Origin of the sequence: Nostoc sp. (genome assembly GCF_036916735.1) — a bacterium.
Classification (GTDB): domain Bacteria; phylum Cyanobacteriota; class Cyanobacteriia; order Cyanobacteriales; family Nostocaceae; genus Nostoc.
Genome location: NZ_JBALFV010000001.1, coordinates 18,550 through 40,488 on the forward strand (window position 1 = coordinate 18,550; position 21,939 = coordinate 40,488).

Annotated in this window: 17 protein-coding genes; 10 read left to right on the top strand and 7 right to left on the bottom strand. The window is 39.2% G+C overall.

Annotation, left to right across the window (positions count from 1 at the left end; genetic code table 11):
* Positions 1 to 108: 108 nt before the first annotated feature.
* A complete protein-coding gene (locus V7L20_RS00125) occupies positions 109 to 1,497 on the top strand; it encodes a hypothetical protein (protein WP_334742104.1) in 1,389 nt (462 codons plus the stop codon).
* 233 nt (positions 1,498 to 1,730) lie between these two features.
* Here the strand turns inward: V7L20_RS00125 and V7L20_RS00130 are convergent, their stop codons facing one another.
* Entirely contained in the window at positions 1,731 to 2,888 is a 1,158-nt protein-coding gene (locus V7L20_RS00130) for a PIN domain-containing protein (RefSeq protein WP_334742105.1), read from the bottom strand.
* Between the two features lie 135 nt (positions 2,889 to 3,023).
* Positions 3,024 to 3,635, bottom strand: coding sequence for a site-2 protease family protein (locus V7L20_RS00135; RefSeq protein ID WP_334742106.1), 612 nt, complete (start codon positions 3,633 to 3,635; stop codon positions 3,024 to 3,026).
* Between the two features lie 529 nt (positions 3,636 to 4,164).
* On the opposite strand from V7L20_RS00135, the gene V7L20_RS00140 reads away from it, so the two are divergent.
* Together V7L20_RS00140 and V7L20_RS00145 are read left to right on the top strand one after the other, a co-directional pair.
* Entirely contained in the window at positions 4,165 to 4,440 is a 276-nt protein-coding gene (locus V7L20_RS00140; RefSeq protein ID WP_265271491.1) for a DUF485 domain-containing protein, read from the top strand.
* Between the two features lie 52 nt (positions 4,441 to 4,492).
* Complete coding sequence (locus V7L20_RS00145) at positions 4,493 to 6,061, top strand: sodium:solute symporter family transporter (RefSeq protein WP_334742107.1); 1,569 nt, start codon at positions 4,493 to 4,495, stop codon at positions 6,059 to 6,061.
* Positions 6,062 to 6,150: 89 nt separating this feature from the next.
* On the opposite strand, the gene V7L20_RS00150 is transcribed toward V7L20_RS00145, so the two are convergent.
* The 4 genes from V7L20_RS00150 to V7L20_RS00165 form a co-directional block, all read right to left on the bottom strand.
* Entirely contained in the window at positions 6,151 to 6,936 is a 786-nt protein-coding gene (locus tag V7L20_RS00150) for a hypothetical protein (RefSeq protein WP_334742108.1), read from the bottom strand.
* A 452-nt stretch (positions 6,937 to 7,388) separates the two neighbouring features.
* The gene (locus V7L20_RS00155) at positions 7,389 to 7,661 is read right to left on the bottom strand and encodes a hypothetical protein (protein ID WP_334742109.1); all 273 of its coding nucleotides are present in this window, start codon (positions 7,659 to 7,661) and stop codon (positions 7,389 to 7,391) included.
* 405 nt (positions 7,662 to 8,066) lie between these two features.
* On the bottom strand, positions 8,067 to 8,888 hold the full coding sequence (locus V7L20_RS00160; protein WP_334742110.1) for a tetratricopeptide repeat protein: 822 nt from the start codon (positions 8,886 to 8,888) through the stop codon (positions 8,067 to 8,069).
* A 289-nt stretch (positions 8,889 to 9,177) separates the two neighbouring features.
* Complete coding sequence (locus tag V7L20_RS00165) at positions 9,178 to 10,098, bottom strand: ribonuclease D (protein WP_334742111.1); 921 nt, start codon at positions 10,096 to 10,098, stop codon at positions 9,178 to 9,180.
* A 472-nt stretch (positions 10,099 to 10,570) separates the two neighbouring features.
* Between V7L20_RS00165 and V7L20_RS00170 the strand changes: the two genes are divergently transcribed.
* Positions 10,571 to 11,044 (top strand): BON domain-containing protein, encoded by a 474-nt coding sequence (locus V7L20_RS00170; RefSeq protein WP_334742112.1) that lies wholly within the window; start codon positions 10,571 to 10,573, stop codon positions 11,042 to 11,044.
* 330 nt (positions 11,045 to 11,374) lie between these two features.
* Here V7L20_RS00170 and V7L20_RS00175 read toward each other — a convergent pair whose 3' ends face one another.
* Positions 11,375 to 12,196 carry a carbonic anhydrase gene (locus tag V7L20_RS00175; protein ID WP_334742113.1) on the bottom strand — a complete coding sequence of 274 codons (822 nt, stop codon included), beginning with the start codon at positions 12,194 to 12,196 and terminating at the stop codon, positions 11,375 to 11,377.
* 741 nt (positions 12,197 to 12,937) lie between these two features.
* On the opposite strand from V7L20_RS00175, the gene V7L20_RS00180 reads away from it, so the two are divergent.
* The 6 genes from V7L20_RS00180 to V7L20_RS00205 all read left to right on the top strand — a co-directional run bounded on the left by V7L20_RS00180 (position 12,938) and on the right by V7L20_RS00205 (position 21,823).
* On the top strand, positions 12,938 to 14,359 hold the full coding sequence (locus tag V7L20_RS00180) for a site-specific integrase (RefSeq protein ID WP_334742114.1): 1,422 nt from the start codon (positions 12,938 to 12,940) through the stop codon (positions 14,357 to 14,359).
* Between the two features lie 387 nt (positions 14,360 to 14,746).
* On the top strand, positions 14,747 to 15,079 hold the full coding sequence (locus V7L20_RS00185) for a hypothetical protein (RefSeq protein ID WP_334742115.1): 333 nt from the start codon (positions 14,747 to 14,749) through the stop codon (positions 15,077 to 15,079).
* On the top strand, positions 15,069 to 15,404 hold the full coding sequence (locus V7L20_RS00190) for a hypothetical protein (RefSeq protein ID WP_334742116.1): 336 nt from the start codon (positions 15,069 to 15,071) through the stop codon (positions 15,402 to 15,404). Before V7L20_RS00185 ends, V7L20_RS00190 begins: the two co-directional genes overlap by 11 nt.
* A gap of 1,294 nt (positions 15,405 to 16,698) precedes the next feature.
* Complete coding sequence (smc, locus tag V7L20_RS00195; RefSeq protein ID WP_334742117.1) at positions 16,699 to 20,355, top strand: chromosome segregation protein SMC; 3,657 nt, start codon at positions 16,699 to 16,701, stop codon at positions 20,353 to 20,355.
* 58 nt (positions 20,356 to 20,413) lie between these two features.
* Positions 20,414 to 21,409 (top strand): PRC-barrel domain-containing protein, encoded by a 996-nt coding sequence (locus V7L20_RS00200; RefSeq protein ID WP_334742118.1) that lies wholly within the window; start codon positions 20,414 to 20,416, stop codon positions 21,407 to 21,409.
* 51 nt (positions 21,410 to 21,460) lie between these two features.
* A complete protein-coding gene (locus V7L20_RS00205) occupies positions 21,461 to 21,823 on the top strand; it encodes a hypothetical protein (RefSeq protein ID WP_334742119.1) in 363 nt (120 codons plus the stop codon).
* Positions 21,824 to 21,939 lie beyond the last annotated feature (116 nt).

The following is a 21,939-nucleotide window of genomic DNA, read 5'->3' on the forward strand; positions in this document are numbered from 1 at the left end:
ATGCCAAATTTAGCATTTTGGTATTAATTTATTGTGTATTTGCCTATCAATTTTCCACGGTTTAACAGGCTTTAAAAGATTTTTGACCTTTATATGGAAGGTACCAATATGACGAATAATAAAATTTATCTGGTAGAACTAATCCAAATTTTTGCACAATATCGCAACAATATTATCGTCAATATCAAGCACCTGCAAGAACATTATCAAAGAACAGGTATCAAGCGTGTTAAAGGTGTGAGAAACGAAAATGGGGAACTGCTTCAGCCTTGGTTGCAAACAGAAAATATAGATAATGCTGAGTATGTTGGTATGGGCGAGTTTCAGTTTAATCGCAATACTGCTACTATCAACATGCTTATCAAACGTAAGGTCAAACTTGCCAAATTTGAAGACCAAACCCCTACTATTGAGGTAGCAGGTCTGCTAGTAAATGACCTCAATAGCTTTAATAATTATACAATTGTTAGTGACGGCAAAATAAACATCAAGTTTTTACAAGTCAAAATCAGTAGTAAAAAAGTCTTTGACTTACTCAAAGAAAAAGGTGTGTTGGATGCAGACGAATTTGACTTTCGGGCTGAACATACGATTCAGTTAGATAACTTGCCGCTTGTAGCTGCTAATAGTTCTTACAGTAGCATAGATGGACTATTCAATGAACTAGCAGAAATTAAAGTACTTACTAGTATTATTTCTGCTTACTTAAGAAAGGAGTCAGATGTATTTATAGCAGGACAGTTAGATGAATTTAAAAAGCACTATCTGTCTAAAAATGTTTACATTAACTTTCCTACAACTAATGAATACACAGATATCCATGAAGCCTTAGTTAACGGTACTCTTGACTCAAGGTTGAGCTATAAAATTGATATTGGTAGTCAAGATATTCTTAACCTGAGTAAATTTCATTCGGCTAACAAATTTCTGAATAAAATATATCGGTTTTATAATAAGATAACTGGAGCAATCATCATCAAACCTACTTTTGAGATGGCATTTAATGACAATCTCGCTGTTAAACACAGGTTACTATCATCACGCACTAAGATAACGAAAGTTGACGAGTTTATGAAACCAATTTTTGATGATTTTCTGGGGCTTGAGCAAAATGGCATAGTTGTAGATATTCTTAATAAAGTTGGTGCTGATAGTTTGGCGCAGTTATTGCAGGAAAAGCAAGCTGGTAAGCAGATCGGCAAAGAGGAAATGGTTGCAGCTTTAACGGCAGCGAATACCAAGCTAGAACAATATGCAGAAAATATCTACCAATATAAGATATCTCCCTTAGTATTTTACATTGGTTGTACTAGAGTACTGCCAGAAGAAATGGAAGCAAAAGCCATGACTACCGAAGAAGCTGCTGCTAAATACCCAAATTTGCAATTCTCTAAAGATGAGCAACAAGGTTCTTTTTTTGCAGTTGGTGATAGTATTATCAGTATATATCCTAAGACTGAATTCTCCAGTAAAAAGGTGGCTATCCTAAATAATTAGTGAATAGCAAGAACCCCGACTTCTTAAAAAAATCGGGGTTCTGTCGGCTTAAATTATCACAAATAAAATAAAATTACTACACCATATTGCAAGTCAGCGAGGTACGAAATGCAAGACTTAAGATCAGATAGATATAAAAAGTTTCTATATCCTGCCGACGCTCGCAGACTCTTTCAGCAGTTAGCCCCGCTAGTAACCTTAATCGTATCAGCCTACTTGCAATCTGATTTCATTTAGTCATCATCATTTTGATCTCTCCAATCTGGTTCAATGTAATCAAAATCAATCTTTATGTTTGTGGTTATTATTTCAACTTCATCTACTTCTATGTCTTCGTCAAATTTTCCAGATTCGTCTATTAGTGTTATTAAGACGGTTATATCTAAATCTTCTTGCTTTTCGATAGTATTGGCTCCTATCCCAACATCTTCGCCATCTATAGAATCCCAAACTGTAAAGTAAAAGTTGCATTCAATACTAATATTAACGTTAAGCTCTGCTTGAACAACTAAAGTGTCATTATCAAATTTTATAGGTATAAAAATAATGTTAGGTTTCTTAATAATCTTAAATTCATTTCCCTCATGACTTATATTCGTTATTTCATCTTCATATTGATAAGAAGAATTAGCTTCTATATGAATATTGAAATCAAAAATTTGGTTTTCTAGTGTATGATTGATGGCTTTTTTTATAAAATAAAGCTCTTCTTGATAATATTTTTTTGATAAGTGTCTACATATATTATAAGGTTTTACTTCTTGAAATAACTCAAAACATTTTGACAAGCTCTCAAGAAACACAAGATTTTGTGAATGAGCACAATATCGCTTCCAGTCATTATCTATTGAAATCACTAAAACTCTTTTCATATTTTTTTTAGCCCATGACTCAAGAGACATTAAAGCAATAGCATCAGGAAACTCATTTTTCTTTTTACCTGTACCTGCAAATGGTGATTTATTTTTAAAATATTTGTTTAAAAGTTCAGAGACTTCTACGTTACCTTGAACTTGAATGATTTCTACAGATGTTGTTTCAATAAAATTCTTTAAACGATCATACGCAATTTCTTCTGGTCTCCGCCCTTGGAAAAGTGATGCTTTTATCAAATCAATGTCACCTTCAAATTGACAATATGTTTGGGCATCTTTTAAAAGTCTATCAATATCTGTATACAGAGATTTCGGTATTTCTTCTAAATGATTGAGAAGTTCATTTTTAACAACTTCAGAAATAATAATTTTTATAGATGTATCACTAAATTGCCCTAACTGCTTAAGTAATCCTGACTCTAACTTTAAGCCTTCAGCCTTAAAAATTGATGTATCTAAACTTATGGTTTGAATTTCCTGTTTTTCAATTAGTTGTTTTATTTTATCAAATTCCATTTTTTTGCTCCTATGAAAACTATGTTAACAAGTGTGTAACTTTTCGATTGCGCTATCCTACCTCTAAACTCGTAGCTTCGTACTTTATACAAAGGAAAACTGCTGTAAATAATCTATTTTTGCCTGAGAAGCTGGTCATTCTCCTCCAAGCGCTGACTGAATAACTAAATGAGCAATGCCACTAAGTCCCGTTCCAAATTCTGGAATTATAAATAGAAGCATCATTGCAAAAACTCCGAATTGGCTATATTGCAGTGGCTTTAGCTGAGGAAAAATTTCACTGAAAACATGAAAACCATCTAGTGGTGGAATTGGCAGGAGATTAAACAGAAATAAGGTCAAATTGATTTGAGCCGCTAAATAAAGAAATTCCCCACTCAAAAGTTCTAAAAGACTCGGATTAGAGAGAAATTTAAGCATCCCAATAAATAGAATGCCTAAAGCCAGATTTGATAATGGCCCAGCTGCGGATACCAAAATATTGCCTAGCTTCCCAGAGCGAAACTTAGAGGGGTTGACAGGCATTTTTCCCCAAGCTATACCCATGAGACAGAGAAAGATGATCGATTCTTTGCCCATGTGAACTACAGGATTGAGCGTCAGATGACCAGTCTGTTGTGGAGTGTTATCTCCCTGACTCATCGCAGCCCAGCCGTGAGCAAGTTCATGCAAAGTTATGGAAAATATGACAATTACAACGATTCTGAAAAAATGAATCGGGTTTGTGACTAGTGTTTCAATAAACATACGTTACTAAATTTTGGTAATACCCTATCTGTGTAATAACAAGCTTTAAGTATAAATTTTATTAAAATGCTTACTTAAATGCTACTGTAATTTTTGGTATATTTTATAAATTAAAATTTACTACTTTTATTAATCTCAGTTGATTTGATAGCTTAAAAAAGCATTTAATAACACTTTAAAGATTTTATAACCTGCGAATAACTACGTATTTATTTTATTTTTTAGTATTTAAAAACTTAATTCATTAGCTAGTACTTTATTAAAATAGTATAATAAAGTACTTAATATGTGTAAAATCACAAATTACAGATAGATGAGTTTTATTTTTGTGCCTAATTGCATCTATAGTTTCATGTTTCCTTGAGTCAAAACAGAGCTGCTATTGTCTTGTAATGTTGATATATTACTTGGCAAAGTTAGTTTTATTACTTGATCTGGTAATAGATTTACTAATAATCTTTAAGAAAATTACGCAGAAATCAGCTTCAATGAGACAATCTGACCTAATCTTCTCAACCTAAAGGAAGACATGAACGATCGCACAAAGGCTCTTCAGGCTCTCGCAGCTGAACGTTGGCGAATATCCCTGATTCTCAGTGGCGCCATGATGTTTATTTATTTCGGCTTTATCTTATTAATCGCGTTCAATAAGCCGCTACTGGGGTCATTAGTAGTTCCTGGTCTCAGCCTGGGAATTTTATTAGGGGCGTTAGTAATTGTCTCGGCATGGGTATTAATTTTTATTTACGTGCGTTGGGCAAATAGCAGTTACGACGACCAAATCGCAAGGCTAACACGCAAGTGAGTTAGCTATAGCAATTTCTAATCCAAAATCCAAAATACTAAACCAAAAAAGCATGAATAGTGTGTGGTTCGATCTGCCACTAGCGGCGGACATTACCAGTCTTGGTAAGTTTAACCCGTTGGCAATCGCTTTCTTCTTTCTGTTTGTTGCCAGTTCTCTAGGCATTACCTATTGGGCAGCAAAGCTTACCAAAAATACGGCACAGTTCTATACAGCTGGCGGTAAGATTAGCGGTTTCCAAAATGGGCTAGCCCTAGCAGGAGACTTCATGAGTGCAGCTAGCTTTTTAGGTATCGCTGGGCTGGTGGCACTCAACGGCTTTGACGGCTTAATTTATTCTATCGGCTTCTTAGTGGGCTGGCCGATTGTCATGTTCCTAATTGCAGAACCATTACGTAACTTAGGTAAATACACCTTTGCTGATGTAGTGGCTTATCGCTTGCAGCAAAAACCTGTACGTATCGCCTCTGCGATTGGAACGCTGGTAGTGATAAGCTTTTACTTAATTGCCCAGATGGTAGGTGCTGGTGAGCTAATCAAACTATTGTTTGGCTTTGATTATGAATTAGCTGTGGTCATTGTCGGTTGCGTGATGATGGCTTATGTAATTTTTGGCGGGATGATTGCCACTACTTGGGTACAAATTATCAAAGCAATTCTATTGCTCGGTGGAACTGTCTTACTAGCTATCTTAGTACTGGCTCGATTTGGCTTGAACCCGATCGCTCTTTTCGCTGCTGCATCCCAGAAGTATACAGGTGTATTAGCTCCGGGCAAACTGGTTTCTGATCCTTTGGATGCTATCTCTTTAGGGATGTCGTTGATGTTCGGCACTGCTGGATTACCCCACATCCTGATGCGTTTTTACACAGTACCGGATGCCAAAGCCGCACGGCTCTCTGTTACTTATGCCACAGCTATTATTGGCGTTTTTTATCTCCTTACCTTCATCCTGGGCTTTGGGGCGATGGTGTTAGTAGGTCAAGATGCTATCAAGCAAATTAATACTAGTGGTAATATGGCTGCGCCGATGTTAGCAGAATTTATCGGTGGTGATGCTTTGTTAGGCTTTATTGCTGCTGTTTCTTTTGCAACTATTTTGGCGGTTGTCGCTGGGTTGACACTCTCAGGTGCGGCTGCATTATCCCACGATTTGTGGGTGAATGTGGTGCGCTCTGGTCATGCTGACGAATCAGAACAGCTGAAGGTGGCTCGTGGTGCAACAATGCTTTTAGGATTAGTGGCGATATTCCTGGGCATCTTGTTTAAAGGGCAAAACGTAGCTTATATGGTAGGTTTAGCATTTGCGATCGCTGCTAGTGGAAACTTTCCAGCGTTACTCTTATCCATGCTTTGGCGACGCTTCACTACTAATGGTGCGGTTGCAAGTATGTTAGTAGGTACTATCTCATCTTTAGTGCTGATTTATTTGTCACCTACTATTCAAGTAACGATTCTCAAGCACGCTTCTGCACCCTTTCCATTGAAAAATCCTGGATTAGTTACTATTCCTCTAGCGTTTATTGTGGCGATCGTCGTTTCACTATTGAGTACTGAACAGCAGGCACTAGAAAAATTTGCGGAAGTTGAGGATCGCATCCACATTGGTTCTGGACTGTGATTTTGTCAAAGCATAAACAAGTCCAAGCGGCGAAAGCCGCTCAGAACTAGCGTGGAAACTGATTTGTTGTGCTAGGTAAACTTAAACAGTTATGAGCGATCTTGTGTCCGTAAAATAGTAGTGCCAACAGAACGGGCTAATTCCATATCTTCTAAAAACATTTCATTAACAGTCTTTTGACGGTAAATCATCATTTCCTGCATCCAAGAGCCATGACCTTGTTCTATGTACCTACCAATACAGTAACCAGAGTACTCAATATGCTTAGTTTCATCAAAAATCAACAAGTCAGACATTCGAGTTACTTTTGCTAAGTCCTTAGGTGTAGAATATGCTTGCAGTACTGGACGCAACAATAATTGTAGAATCAATGCCCGAATTTCTAAAAGATTGATTTGGATAATCTCATCCATCACCAATTTTTCATCCATTAGTTGGGCCGAAGAAGTGGGCACTAGGGGCGGATGTTTGTGGTGATAGTATTGTGGAGAAAAGGCTTTCAACTGTGTGCGGAAATCTGCTTCTATTTTCGTTGGAAAAATAATATTCAACAGTGCCACAAACATTAGTGAGTGGCGCGATTCATCAATAGAGTGATTTCTCACCAACTGGGCAAACTCCTGATTTTCAATCTGCTCCGAAAATTGCCAAACTTGTTTAGAACCAGTTCCTTCTTCAGCAACATTAGTAATCAGAGAATTAGAGAACCACTCAGCATTACGAGCAAACTGACGATAATAATTACCGTACCATGCCATACCATGTGGTGGTGGGTGAATTTCACAAGCCTGTCTTAAAACACTTTGATAATCTTCAAGAATCTGGCAGTTATAACGTTGTAAATAATTCAGCGCCAATTCACAAACATTGTTCATCTGTTTTATCTTAAAAAAACTAGATTTAGATAATAATTCAGCACTCAGGAGCAAAGCCGGAGATTCCGAATGTTTCGGTCATCAGTCAGAAGTTAGTATGTTGATTCATTAAATTTTATCTTGATTCTCTAACTATTCTGACGACTGAATTTTTACGATTTAGTATAATTCCTACGCATGATTGGATAATTATTAGCAGCACATAGCTCTTATAAACCATTTATAAAGTAAATATTAAGTAGCGTGCGTTAGGCCCAAGCCGTAACGCACCATGTTATCTGGCGATGCGTTCAACGCTCAGACTTTTCTCTATGGCGACTAATAAAAAACCAAGGATTTTAAACCCACGGAGGTGGATAAAGTCTCGTGTAGCCGCGATTTATAGTCGCCAAGACTAGTAATAAATTAGACTTTTCAAACATCCTCTTAAACTTAATCTTTCAATTTAATGATTAATCGTCCTTGCATTTGGTTGGTACTGCAACGATTGTAATTGTAAAAGGGTGCTTGGGTGGTACTGCAACAATTAGAATTCCAAAAGGGTGCTTGGGTGGTACTGCAACGATTAAAATTCCAAAAGGGTGCTTCGGAGGGGATGGACAGTTACTACCAGTCGAGATATTTGTTGGCGCGCTTGTACCACCTTTGATTGCCTCCATATCTTCTTGACTTAAATCAAAACTAATTAATTCATTATCTAGATTATCTAGTTTTGAATTTTCCATTTTTTCACCTCAATTTAATTAGTATCAAACGGAAAGAATATTTAAATACACATGCTTTTTTTGAGTTAAATAAATTACACAACGCTTTATAAATAATTCGTTGCTTAGTTTATCTTGAAAATTCATTATTCTTTTACAAACTAACATTATTACTGCACAGCTTGGTAATCGTTACATTATGTAAAAGGGACATAACTAATTTAGTTTTGTCTAATCTTAATAGTAGTTAGGTCAAATATAAAATGAAAAATTATTTATCATTATTAACACATTACTGTCGTTCACTTAATACAAAAAAATAAAATTAGGCTAATCCTTGATATAGCCTAATATACGCTATATATAATAAGTTTTTTTGTTATAACTCAACAGTCTATTCGCTTTTAACTGAAACCCTGCTTTTGCCTACTGTCCAAGTTCTTTGATGTTTTTCATCACTTGTTCATATAAGTCATTGTTACCTTGATTTTGAAAAATGCTTGCTGCTTGTTGTAAGTCCTTTAATGCTCCCTGCTTATCTCCAGTGGTGGCGCGGGCATTTCCCCGGTTATTGTAGGCAGGGGCAAAGTTAGGGTTGAGGCGAATGGCTTGACTGTAATCTTCGATCGCACCCTGTGCCTCTCCATTGGCAGCACGGGCATTTCCTCGGTTATTATAAGCGATCGCATATTTGGGGTTGAGGAGAATGGCTTGATCGAGATCATCTATTGCACCTTTTTTGTCCCCATTGGTAGCGCGGGCATTCCCTCGGTTATTGTAGGCTTCGGCATAGTTAGGGTTCAGGCGAATCGCTTCACTGTAATCTTTCACTGCTTCTCGGTTATTTCCTAGTGAGGCGCGGGCATTCCCCAGGTTATTGTAGGCTTCTGCGTCGTTAGGGTTGATGCTAAGTGCTTGATTGTAATCTGCGATCGCTTTTTCCTTGTCTCCCAAATCAAAGTAGGCTAGTCCCCGCCCGTTATAGGCAGCGCCATATTGAGAATTTTGAGCAATTGCCTTATCATAAGAAGCGATCGCAGCTTGTAAATCGCCGTTTAAATGCTGATTCTTTCCCTGAAGATAGAATTCCCCACCTTTGGAAGCTGTAGCTGAACTACGACTAGGTTGACTAACTCCTATTTCTGTTACCAAAACATTGTCATTCTTACTACAAGAAACAGTGCTAATTGCTGTCAATATAGTAAAAATAGCTATGGGAAATACTTGTTTAAATAAACGCCGTCTCATAATTTAATATCAACTGCCATAAAATCTGAACACAATTAGTATCAAAATCTAGATTTTAATTCTTTAACTCAATAGTTATAAGACTTATGCAAAAACTCTCTCAACTCTGATTACTTCTCTACAAAACACTCCGCGAACGTTTTCTTTGCGCCCTTCTTTAACGAGACGCTGCGCGAATGCGGTTCGTTCTTTCTTATACTATAGATGCATCTTCATCCAAAATTGGTATTAGGATTTATTCTAATATAATAACTCCATAAAATCTGGCATTTGTATCCATCTAAACAATTTACTCATCTTCAATATCATTTTCTTGAGTTTTGGGATTTAGCCGCCAAGATGTAGTTTTTTCAATATCTACAGAAAGTTGTTCTAGATTTTGCCCTAAATCTTTTTGGAGTTTCTGAGTTAGTGTGATTGGAAAATCTAAATTAATACCTTCACTTTCTACTAGCCTTGCCAATTCTGTAAAAGTAGCTTTGACTGTAGTCCGCTCATAACTAGTCAGTTTGTAATAGGCAGTTTCAGATATATTCTGAGCTTGCATGGCTTTTTTTATACGTTCTTGTAAATGCTCAAATTCTGAATTCAACAACTTGTATTGTTGCTCTAGTTGTGAATATTTACTACTTAGTGATATTAAATCTTCCGTTGCGGGATCGGGACTGGCTTGGGCTTGTAAATCTAATAAATTTGAGTGAATTTGAGCCAGATAAATACAATCTAAGTAGGCATACTCTATCTGTTCTTCAGTCAGGGGTCGTTTTCCCCAATCGCTTGCTTGTTCTTGTTTCTCAATATTGTTAAATCTACAAAGTGATGTAGCTAGGGTTTGGAGTTGGTAATTAGGTAATGGTAAAAGATAGTAGGGAATTTTTTTGGCCATATCTAAAGTACAAGTAATATTTTTCGCTTTCTTGTTACCGAGAAGTTTTAGATCGTAACTAGCATTATGAAAAACTTTTTCAATTGCAGAATTAACCATAATTTTTTCAATAAATTCAGCTATAATATTAGACTGATCTAAGACATCTAAAAGGTAGACGCGATCACCACTCATATCTTTAGGATTATCTAATACCTGAATCAGCGATAGTCGGGGATTACGACTTTTATAGTCAGCAACTTCTGTATCTATCCACAGCGTTTTAGCGTTGGTATATTCAGCAACGATGGCACTAATTTCGTGGGCGGAAGTAAGGTATGGCATTGGCTAATATTTCCTGATATTTGGGGCATTATAAGTAAGCCATAGTTTTCTAAAGTAACATTTTGTTGGTAATTTTGCTGCCACAGAATTGTAAAAATGCTGAAGTTTTTAGTTGCATAGGCTTAGATATCGCCAAACTGACTTAAATCTGATAACATCGAGTCACTACTGTCAGGCTGCACAGTCTACCTACCACTGAAAGAGCTACTGTGCATCTATATTAAATTTATAAAGAGCTACAGACTTTATGCAGACGCATCCTAGTTAGCAAACATCAGGAAAATTGAATTGGCGGTTCTGAAAAATGGCTGCAAAATCTTAGCCTCAAGAAATTGTCTAAGTTTCAATTTCCAGTAACCTGAGAAATTGCTTAGGCATTTTTGCTACTTCACATTTAATTGCTTTTTAACATCTGCTCCTCACCATCACACACCTCAATTAATCGCTTCCAGTATTCAATTTGGAGAAGATAATGAAAAAGCTAATTCTATTACTAGTTAGTAGCATTTTGGTAGTTGGTACTTTTGGCTGTCAAGAGACTCCTAAAACTGGTTCAGAAACTTCTAGCACTACTAATGAAGCCGCTCAAGCACCAGCAACACCAGCTTCTCAGATAAATCAAACTGCGGATAAAACTATTGCCAAAATTCCAGGAACACAAACGACTCCTTTAGCAGTTAGTACAGATACTAAAGTTAAAACAGATTCTGAAAAAACGGCAGCAACAAAAGCTAAGAGCAACTTGAAAACTGAAATTAGCGAAAAGTTGAACAAAGGTTTACCAGGCAATAAATTACAAGTTGAAAACAAAGAGGGTGAAATTATCCTCAAAGGCACAGCGACTTCTGTAGAAGAACTCAATAAAGCTCAAACCTTAGCTAAAGAAGTTCAAGGTGTAAAAACGGTGAAGGTAGAAGCAAAAGTTGATGCTGTGAAAAAGTCATAAAAGAATAACTGAAGTTTTCAGTTAGCATCGGCATGAAAGCCGAACAGAGACTTATATCTGTGTAAGTCTCTGTTTTTTACTTGCTTTACTAACAGGACTTACGCAAGAACTCTCTGAAACCCTCTTGACTTTGTGTTTTTTGTGTCCTTTGCGGTTCGTTTTTTCATAATTTTGCGTAAGTCCTAACTAAAAGTAAGCAGTAGGTAGTTGATACCACTTGCAATACGATTCGGTTAAGGTTATTGGTTGGGTGTTGTGGTATGTCTTGACGTTGCAATGCAAGTTTTAGTCATAGTGATATCTGGAGTTATAATTCTATATTCTCATTTTTCAACTTCCATTATTTGAACCTCGATAAATTCGCTCCATCTGCTCTGGAGAAAGGCGTTTCATTGGAAACCACTCAAATGCAGAAATAGATACTTTCTCATAAGATTGAACATCATCCTGCTGGTTTTGAGGTGAATGCGTTACTAGATTGGTATTTGGATACTGAGCTGTAAGAGACTCATCCATTTCTGATTCTAGAAGCTGAGTTTGAGGTAAAACATAAGCGTGTTTCTGGGGATCGTATGCAAAAACTTCTCCTGTTTCAATGTGATAAACCCAAGCATAAATGCTGAGTTCTCCCTGATAAAGCTTAGAGTGAATCACTGGATATGTCTTCAAATTCTCAATTTGAGTAAGAACATTTTCGGCAATCATAATCTCTAGCAGTTCTTCTCCGTCGTAGTCACTGTAGTGGTCTATAACTAGCCTTCGAGTTGCTTCTGCATATTTAAGCCAATCATGTACAAGCGGCATTTCATCGCTGAGATTGTGTAACTTCATTAGTCCTTTCATTGCACCGCAATGAGAATGACCACAAATAATAATTTGGCGAACATCTAAAGCTTGAACAGCATATTCAATTGTCGCACCTTCACCACCATTACTTGCCCCATAAGGTGGAATGATGTTACCTGCATTACGAATGACAAATAATTCACCAACTTGGGCTTGTGTAATTAGATTTGGATCAAGACGCGAATCAGAACAGGTAATAAATAATACCCTCGGTTTTTGACCATGTGAAAGTTGCTCAAACAATTGTTGATGTGTCGAAAAATAGCTAGATTTAAATTCGCGCAGACCTTTAATTAATCTCTTCATTACTGAGTTCTACAAAAATTTACGGGTTAAGAGCCAAATTCTAGAGGGCAGATTGAGGTAGTAAGGAGGACTTGATTTCTACGTTTTTGCAATTGTAAAGATTACTATATTATAAATTCATTTGGTGCTTTTAATATCCTCTACTGGTTGAGTTGCTTTTTTCCCTTGCTCGCCTCGGTTCCTTAGCAAGTCACGTTACTGTGTGAAAACGTCTTGAGCGTCTTTTTAAACTAGTTATATCCTGAGCTAAAAATGCGATCGCTTGGTTGTCATGATAAACCGAGGGCGACAGATCCAGAGAAGATAATTTAAACTATACCAACTATTTCACCTTCACACTTAAACTTTCCTAAGATTGTATCCGGTTGAATACTTGTAATTAGGACTGACGCAAAGACACGCAGACGCAAAGATTTTGAATTACAAGTAATTTAGTCAGACATGATATTATCTGCTCTAGGAAAATTTGGCTGGTTAGTTGGCGACATAAAAATTTTCGCTCTACACTGATTGATCGCTTGCGTTAAACCTTTCGGGTGAAGCTTGCAGCCTCACTGCAACGCATCTACAATAATCCCCAATTACTCCCTCTACCCTCTTGCCAATTTTTAATTAGTTGATACACTTGTTCCTCATTAGCCTAGGGAACCAGCGCCTATGGGGGCACATCAAGCGCGTCATTCATTATAATGCATATATATCAGTTATCTAAAAAACTGATATCCACATTTTGAGCATTGAATGAGCATTATGGTAAATAGCAGCAAAACACAAACGGGTAGAACTAAAAAGGGTCAAGTAGCCGTCAGGGAAGACTCAGGAAGTATCAAAGCTTGTTTTCCTAGAAGCTACTGCAAAAAAGGTCAAATAAAGTTAGCAACAGGTATCTCTCTGGTTAATGGTTGGGAAGCTAAGGCTAGCCTGTTGCAACGCCGACTACAGATAGAACTTGAAGACGGAAAACTAGACGATGGTGAAGGGAATTTTAGATTAAGTCGGTATCAGGAAATCTTGAAGGATTACGGATTGCGGGCAAGATCAAGAGCGGGGAAAAGTGCAACGCTAACAGACAGCGACCAACTACCGCCCAAGCCTGAGCTATCAACCCTTGAAATCTGGGATGTGTACTGTGAGTACAAAAAAGATAGAGACTTGGCAGAAACAACATATCATCATGAGTTCAGGGGGGTTTACTACAGAGCAATCAAGCAAGCAATAGAAGCTGTGGGAGAGAACAATCCATTAGGCGTTCACAACTGGCTACTTGAAAACAGGAATTCCAAAACCGTTAAGGAAGTTCTGTCTCAGTTGTCTAAAGCTTATCGAATAGCAATGAAGCAAAAACTAGTCTCACACGACCCTTACGAGGGGATGTCCGAAGATATACAAATCAAGCGCAAGCCTAAAGTAATTAATCAGTCAGATGATATCGAGAATGATTCAGATATTTTTGACAGAACAAAAGCTTACACATGGGATGAGGCGCAAATAATACTTAACTATGTTCAGATAAATTGCCCTCATTGGTACAACTATTTGAAGTTCAAGTTTCTTACTGGCTGTAGACCTGGCGAAGCTGCTGGTTTATGGTGGACTGATGTTAAGTGGGAGCATGAAAAAATTGTATTTGATAGAAGTTATGACTATCGATTAGGTATTCACAAGCCAACAAAAAACGAGCACGCTAGGATTTTCCCTATGCCTAAAGATGGTGAACTATGGAATCTATTAAAATCAATTCCACAAGGTGACCCCAAAGACACGGTTTTCACAAGCAAGTCAGGTAAAAAAATCTCGTCTCATATTTTCCAGACCACATGGTTAGGTAGAGATAAATCACAAAAAGGCATCATTACCGAATTGATGAAACAAGGCAAACTTGTCAAATATTTGCCTCCTTACAACACGCGACACAGTTTCATTAACCACCAAATTAACGTTATCGGGATAGCTCCTCATGTGGTTAATGACTGGTGTGAACATAGCGAGAAAGTGAGCAAACAATGCTACAGGCAGACCGATACCAGGATTACGCCAGGTTACGGGATACCAACTACCGCTAGCCAACAATCTCAACAGCAGTCAGAACTTGACCAACTCAAGGAACAATTACGGGAACAGCAGGAAGTAATAAATAAGTTGATGCAAGATAGAAAATCATAAAGTAAAATTTTCACCACAAAAGCAAATACCCCGGAAAAGTGCCTATTTTCTTGGGGTATTTTTATGTATACCCTACCCTTTTCTGGAAAGTGTCAAAAAAAGTGTCAGAATTTTTGTCATTTTTTTTGTCATTTTTTCTGACACTATTTTGAAAGGGGTATACTCAGTATTGCCAAAATACCTACAAATATGGATTTTACCAGTCACAGCATACGTTGTAGCTTATATTTTTATTTTGGGACATAAATAAGTTGATACTTTATTATTTAGTGGCTATAAATAAGAAAAGGCAGTAACAGTAAGGGAAGTAGAGGTTTATCACTTCCATAGCGTTGTTATTGCTGGTCGTTAGATTAAGTTCCCTTTTTACACACAATACTGAATTTTATGCCTAGAGGTATTCCAAAGACGGGTATACGCAAGCCAGGAGGCGGTAGAAAAAAAAAGTTTGATAGTCCTACAGTTCGTCGGCGAATACCTACAGTAATTGCTGAAAAGATCGATGATGTATATCGTTTCTTACTAGAACTAGATGGAGAGATTAGTGCATGGGAGCAAGCTTGTGAGGAAAAATCTACAAGCCCAAGATACGAAAGAGCAAGGCAACTTGTTTCACTTCTGAGAGAACGAATTGATGCATTAGGTATCAATACAATTTCTACTTACTTTGATAACGAAACAACGAACAAAACACCAAGGAAAAATAATCATGACAGATAAAGCTAGACGCACATCAATTCAAATTGCAGGTATCGAAGTAGAGGCGTTTCAGATGCCTAATGGTGACTATGTGATGAGTCAAACACAAGTGGCAAGAGCAATTGGATTGTCCGAGACTGGGTTCCGTCGTTTTTTGAAGGAAAATCAACCAGAACCCTTGATTGATAAAGGTTTAGGTTTCGACAAACTTTCAGTATCGACTGCGGCTGGACAGATAAAAGCCGTTTCCATTGATACTGCATCTGACTTCTGGATGGCTCAAGCGTTTAAAGGCAATGTCAAGGCTCAAGCATTCGTAGCAGCATGTATGCAGGAAGCTTTATAGCGTCGTTGTGATAATGCATTCGGCGTAACCAAGACAGACCAGCAATACGAGCAACAAACTACCACAATCAGGAAACAATGGGAGGTACGACGAAAGTATCTCAGAGAACAGCATACCAATTTTGAGTATGCCTGCAAGACTTACGGGTTCAGTTGTGCATCTACTCATAATAAGTTGACAATAGCAGCCGTACACAAAACTGCAAGAGAACTAAAGGCATTAGAGGTAATACAAGGTAGCAAAGATGTGGGATTGAATTATATCGAGGACTCTGACGAATTACTACTGGTAGCGAAAGTGAAAAAACATTTTTCACGATACCGCACGGGAGGTGTGGAAGATCGCATTCACAGAGCATTGAAGGACGCCTGCAAAGAGAAAGATACCCTGTATTCATTTATAGGTGGTTAATAAAATATCCCCTAGTGATTGCAGTCGCTAGAGGAATGCTGAATTGAATTAATATTCACACCTAGCATATCATTGCTAGGCTTTTTTATTGAATATCATTTGAAGGATTTTACGTTGTTTCAGCCGTTTCGGAGGGCATACCCTACCCCTTCGGTGGAAGTGTCACTTTTTTTGTCAGAATTTTTGTCATTTTTTCTGACACTTTTTTTGACACTCTACCAGAAGCGTATACCCCCTACTGTTTTTGCGCTAAACTGTTGTGTCTTCCAGTGGTATCCACAAGGAATATTGGTCGTTCCAAGCCGGGTACTGCAACGGTGGCGTACCTAAAGTAAAGGTCGCCTGGCATAGGTCAGTCAGTACAAGTGCCTAATGCTCTATGCCCCAATACCCAATACCCAATGCCAAGTAGCTACAAGTGTATACAGGAGGATGTCAACATCCTTTGCAGGGACTGATTTGTGCGATCGCTCAGGCATGCTACCAAAGCTTTCTGTAACTCAGTTTTAGCACTCTCGCTTGTCCGTCGCTTGCATCGGGAACATTAATGTTTCCATGCATCGCATCACTCACGCTTGCACGAGTCATCATTTTTTCGCAAGACGAGTAGTTGTGTAATAAGTGATAGAATTTCAGACTTTAAGGTACAACTAGCAGAACTTGACCAAAACCGTCAGGAACTAAAACAAAATACAGTTCTTACAATACGATGTATGTTACGTTCTTCTACCCTCAAAAAATGAGCATTTATTGAGCATAGCTATTTGGTAGTTTTTTATACTCAAGATTTAGCCTAAACACCTAAAAGTAGCTATTTTGAGCATTAGATGAGCATTTTAAAAGGATTAGCGACTAGAAGTGGTGATATTGCGTGAATAACTGCATGGTGCACATCAAGCGCGTGGAACTTACGAACTTCAAATCCTTCGGTGGCACTACCTCAGTCCCTTTGCTACCGGGGTGTACTGTCATATCTGGGCCAAATGGTTCGGGTAAATCTAATATCTTAGATGCACTGCTATTTTGCCTGGGACTCTCTAGTTCTAAAGGAATGCGAGCCGATCGCCTCCCAGATTTGGTAAATAACACCCAAACAACTAAAGGACGCGCTTCGATTGAGGCTAGCGTCACAGTGACATTTGATTTGTCTGATGAAATCTCCCACAAAGACGCAAAGGCACAAAGAAAGGAAGTAGGAGAAGCAGGGGAAGCAGGGGAAGAAAATCCAAAATCCGAAATCGTTCGACTGAGCCAAGCCGAAGACCAAAATCAAAAATCGGCAGAGTGGAGTGTTACTAGAAGGCTACGAGTGACTCACCAAGGGACTTACACATCGAATTACTATATAAATGGTGTGCCTTGCACATTGGCAGAGTTACATGGAGAACTAAGTAATCTACGGGTTTATCCTGAAGGCTACAACGTGGTGCTGCAAGGGGATGTCACCAGCATTATCTCAATGAATGGGCGGGAACGGCGGGAAATTATTGATGAATTAGCTGGGGTGGCGGCGTTTGATCGCAAAATTATCCAAGCCAAATCAACTTTAGATGAGGTGAAGGAAAAGGAAGATAGCTGTCGGATAATTGAGACAGAATTAACTGCACAACGCGATCGCCTTTCCCAAGATCGGGCGAAAGCTGAAAAATATCAAAAACTCCGCACGGAATTTCTCGCGAAACAATCTTGGGAAGCTGTTTTATCATGGCGATCGCTACAAGCACAACAAGAAAAGTTAGTTCACGAAATTCAAACAGGCGATCGCAATTCTAATCAACTCAATACCCAACTCACAAATCTAAATTCCGAAATCATCCAAAAAACAGATCAACTTGAACAACTCAATGCTCATGTAAAAGCATTGGGAGAAGAGGAACTTTTGGCAGTACAATCTACCCTCGCCACCCAAGAAGCTGAACGAAAGCAACTCCAGCGTCAGTTAACGGAATTAGAAACAGCTTCTCAAGAAACTGCCAAACGTCTGACTCAAACTCAGCAAGAAATTCAAAAACACCGTCATTCCCTTGAAGAAATTGCCGAAACACAAATTGTAGAGACGCGATTCATCGCGTCTTCCCAGCAACAAAGAGATGATGCACAGCAAGCGCTACAAACCTCCCGCGAAGCAGCCACAGAAATCGCCTCGGCTTCGGAAGCGTGGGTGCAGCAACAAACGGCATTCAACCGTCAAATTGAAACTCTGTTGCAAACTCTAGAACCACAACGCACGGAACAAGCACAACTCAGGGAACGCAATAATCAGTTACAGCAGTTAATCCAAGAACAAACTCAGTTAATTGAACGTGATGAACCCCTATTAGCCCAAAAACAAACTGACTGTAGTCAAATTGAAACGGAATTTAACGCCTCTAGCGAACCCATTCAAAATTTAGCTCAAAATCTCTCAGCCACAGAACAAGAACTGCAAATCCAACAGGAAACCCAAAAACGCTTACTTTCTGAACAACGAGAAAAACAACGCCAGTTGGATAAAATCGAGGCGCAAGCGCAAGCACAGCAAGAAGTCCAAGGAACCCAAGCGAGTAAAGTGATTCTGCAATCGGGAATGCCTGGACTTTGTGGCTTAGTTGTGCAATTAGCAAAAGTGGAACCCCGCCATCAGCTAGCTTTAGAAATGGCAGCCGGTGGACGTTTGGGACATATTGTGGTAGAAGATGACAGCATCGCCGCAGCAGGGATTGAATTACTCAAACAGAAACGTGCAGGGAGAGCGACTTTTTTACCACTAAATAAAATTCACGCTCCTAAATTTACTCAAGATGCAACGCTGCGTTTCGCTAGCGGCTTTGTTAACTATGCTGTGAACTTAGTCGATTGCGATCGCCGTTACAAAGATGTATTTAGCTATGTTTTTGGTAACACAGTAGTTTTTGCCAACCTGGAAGCGGCGCGGAAAAACTTAGGATTATATCGCATCGTCACCTTAGACGGAGAGTTGTTAGAAACCAGTGGTGCAATGACTGGTGGTAGTAACACCCAGCGTTCAGCCTTGCGGTTTGGCAATGCAGAAGCGGCGGAATCTGATGAAGTGATCGCTTTAAAAAGTCGCTTGGTGGATATTGAGCGGGTTTTAGAGCGTTGTACAGAAGCGATCGCTACTTTGTCAACCAGAACCAAAAAACTGACGCAAGAACTTACAGAAGCACGTCAGGCGCGACGCGAACAGCAGTTGCAATTAGAACAGTTGCAAAAAGACATTAAGAATTTAACAGCACAATTGGAGGGGACGCAATCGCAACTCGTCCAAAACAGCGAAAAGTTAGCCACTGCTCAATCTCGATTAGAAATCTTGGAGCGAGAATTACCGGGACAAGAAACTCAGTTGCAACAATTGCGACACGCTTTAGCAGAGTTGGAAGCATCCCAAACCCCCAGCGAATGGCAACAAATCCAGGCGACAATTAAAACTCAAGAGCAACAATTGCAACAACGAGAGACAGCGTTACGCGAGGCTGAACAAAGATTAAAAAATTTAGAAAATCAGCAACAACGTTTACAAGAAAAAATCCAAGAAGCAGAAACACGCATCACCGAATACGAAACCCAACAAACCTCTTGTAGAGACGCGATTCATCGCGTCTTTACACAAACCACAACGATAGACAACCAAATCACCCAAACCCGTTTATCGTTAAATCAAATGGAACAGAATTTAGGAGAAGAAAAACAAAAACGCGACGCCACAGAACAAGAAGTGCGATCGCAGCTTTTGCGCCAACAACAATTACAATGGGAAATAGAAAAACTCCAAGAAACCCAACAGAAGCGGCGGGAGGAACTAATTGCACTGCAAAGCCAGTTGCAGGATGTAGGAGCAGAATTACCAAATCCTTTGCCGGAAGTTCCAGATCAGGTAGATTTGGAAGAATTGCAGAAAGAATTGCGATCGCTTACCAAACGCTTACAGGCAATGGAACCTGTTAATATGCTGGCGTTAGAAGAATACGAACGCACCCAAAACCGCCTTCAAGAACTCACGCAAAAATTAGAGACACTAGAAGGAGAACGCACTGAATTACTTTTACGGATTGAAAATTTTACCACATTGCGGCAACTTGCCTTTAAAGAAGCATTCGATGCCGTCAACGAAAACTTTCAATCGATTTTTGCCATTCTTTCAGACGGTGACGGCTTTTTGCAACTCGAAAATCCTGAAGATCCTTTTAGTAGTGGACTGAATTTAGTTGCACACCCCAAAGGCAAACCCGTACAACGCCTAGCTTCCATGTCTGGGGGAGAAAAATCACTTACAGCCTTGAGCTTTATCTTTGCTCTGCAACGCTACCGCCCATCGCCATTTTATGCCTTTGACGAAGTAGATATGTTCCTAGATGGGGCAAACGTAGAGCGATTAGCTAAAATGATTAAACAACAATCACAACAAGCGCAATTTATAGTTGTGAGTTTGCGTCGTCCGATGATAGAATCAGCCGAACGCACAATTGGCGTTACTCAAGCACGAGGAGCTTACACTCAAGTTTTGGGGATTAAGTTACAATCATCCAATACATCTGCTTGAGTTTTTGTTAATAATAGTGTATAGATAAACCGGATTCGAGATCAGGACTCGGTATAGAATGACCTCCGAACAGATAATTAGGCGTTCCGACATATTAAATACCCAGGTGATTACCCGCGACAACGGCAAGCGGCTAGGCATCATCAGTCAAGTCTGGGTTGATATAGATCAACGAGAGGTTGTGGCTCTTGGTTTGCGAGACAGCCTGATCTCCATTTCGGGCATACCGCGCTATATGTACCTCAACAACATCAGCCAGATTGGTGATGTCATTTTGGTTGATAACGAAGATGTAATAGAAGATATTGAAGTTGAATCTCTCAGTAATCTGATTAACTGGGAAGTAATTACAGAAACAGGCGAAGTCTTAGGCAAAGTTCGCGGCTTCAAGTTCAACGGCGAAACCGGCAAGCTTAACTCTATAGTTATTGCTTCTTTAGGATTGCCCCAAATTCCCGATCAATTTCTGAGTACTTACGAGTTCTCAGTAGATGAAATTGTCAGCACAGGCCCCAATCGATTGATTGTGTTTGAGGGAGCCGAAGAACGAGTAAACCAGTTGACAGTTGGTTTACTAGAGCGCCTGGGCATCGGCAAAGCACCTTGGGAGCGAGATATAGAAGAAGAATACGGCTATACTCCACCGCGTCAAGTTGCACCAGCCAATCAACTGCCTAGTGGAGTGCCATTGCAGCCACCAAGGCAAAAAGTTCGCGCCCCCGAACCCGTAGCTCAAGAAGAGGAATGGACAGAAGACTATGTGGAAGAAGAAAGGCCACAGCGTCAGGTAATGAAGGCGCGGCAATATGAATCTATTCAATACCCAGAAGATGAGGAAGAAGATAATTGGAGCGAAGCAACAGGCAGCGACAGGTATCAACAACCGCAGCCGCTAAAGTATGAAGCCCAGCCCTATAGCAAGCCTTATGTTGATGAATACGATGATTATGACGATGTAGAAGGCGATGCTTGGGAAGATGCGCCCAAGCCCGTGAATATTCCTAAAAAAGTCAAGGAAAGACAGCCAGAATACGAAGAAGAAAGCGAATATTAGGTTATCTCCACTCTCAACCCCTTCCCCGTGCCAGCGAGGAGGGGGTTTTTTATGAACAAAATTAAAACGCATCGTCTAATACCAATTCGCAATACTTCGGCTACGCTCAGTACAAGTTTGGAGTACCCTTTGGAGTACCTCAACACGACTTTGAAGTACCTCAACACGACTTTGAAGTACCTCAACACGACTTTGGAGTACCTCAACACGACTTTGAAGTACCTCAACACGACTTTGAAGTACCTCAACATGACTTTGGAGTACCTCAACATGACTTTGAAGTACCTCAACATGACTTCGAGGTATCTGTTGCTTATACCGTTTCTTTGTGAAGCTGCGCTAAATCTCTTAATTTCTTATTTCTTGGCGTACTTGGCGCTCTTGGCGGTTCGTTTTTTATTTCTTGCCCCATAAGCGCATCTTCATACAGAATTGGTATTATATAGCAGTCCTAAATCATTCGTGAGAATTTGAGATCGTTTTAACCCCCCTGTAGTTCCAATACGGTTCGGTTAACGTTTTCATATTTT

Excerpts from the sequence above, each read along its gene's own strand:
- V7L20_RS00125 (WP_334742104.1), top strand. The coding sequence starts at position 109 with ATGACGAATAATAAAATTTATCTGGTAGAACTAATCCAAATTTTTGCA.
- V7L20_RS00130 (WP_334742105.1), bottom strand. The coding sequence starts at position 2,888 with ATGGAATTTGATAAAATAAAACAACTAATTGAAAAACAGGAAATTCAA.
- V7L20_RS00135 (WP_334742106.1), bottom strand. The coding sequence starts at position 3,635 with ATGTTTATTGAAACACTAGTCACAAACCCGATTCATTTTTTCAGAATC.
- V7L20_RS00140 (WP_265271491.1), top strand. The coding sequence starts at position 4,165 with ATGAACGATCGCACAAAGGCTCTTCAGGCTCTCGCAGCTGAACGTTGG.
- V7L20_RS00145 (WP_334742107.1), top strand. The coding sequence starts at position 4,493 with ATGAATAGTGTGTGGTTCGATCTGCCACTAGCGGCGGACATTACCAGT.
- V7L20_RS00150 (WP_334742108.1), bottom strand. The coding sequence starts at position 6,936 with ATGAACAATGTTTGTGAATTGGCGCTGAATTATTTACAACGTTATAAC.
- V7L20_RS00155 (WP_334742109.1), bottom strand. The coding sequence starts at position 7,661 with ATGGAAAATTCAAAACTAGATAATCTAGATAATGAATTAATTAGTTTT.
- V7L20_RS00160 (WP_334742110.1), bottom strand. The coding sequence starts at position 8,888 with ATGAGACGGCGTTTATTTAAACAAGTATTTCCCATAGCTATTTTTACT.
- V7L20_RS00165 (WP_334742111.1), bottom strand. The coding sequence starts at position 10,098 with ATGCCATACCTTACTTCCGCCCACGAAATTAGTGCCATCGTTGCTGAA.
- V7L20_RS00170 (WP_334742112.1), top strand. The coding sequence starts at position 10,571 with ATGAAAAAGCTAATTCTATTACTAGTTAGTAGCATTTTGGTAGTTGGT.
- V7L20_RS00175 (WP_334742113.1), bottom strand. The coding sequence starts at position 12,196 with ATGAAGAGATTAATTAAAGGTCTGCGCGAATTTAAATCTAGCTATTTT.
- V7L20_RS00180 (WP_334742114.1), top strand. The coding sequence starts at position 12,938 with ATGAGCATTATGGTAAATAGCAGCAAAACACAAACGGGTAGAACTAAA.
- V7L20_RS00185 (WP_334742115.1), top strand. The coding sequence starts at position 14,747 with ATGCCTAGAGGTATTCCAAAGACGGGTATACGCAAGCCAGGAGGCGGT.
- V7L20_RS00190 (WP_334742116.1), top strand. The coding sequence starts at position 15,069 with ATGACAGATAAAGCTAGACGCACATCAATTCAAATTGCAGGTATCGAA.
- smc (WP_334742117.1), top strand. The coding sequence starts at position 16,699 with ATGGTGCACATCAAGCGCGTGGAACTTACGAACTTCAAATCCTTCGGT.
- V7L20_RS00200 (WP_334742118.1), top strand. The coding sequence starts at position 20,414 with ATGACCTCCGAACAGATAATTAGGCGTTCCGACATATTAAATACCCAG.
- V7L20_RS00205 (WP_334742119.1), top strand. The coding sequence starts at position 21,461 with ATGAACAAAATTAAAACGCATCGTCTAATACCAATTCGCAATACTTCG.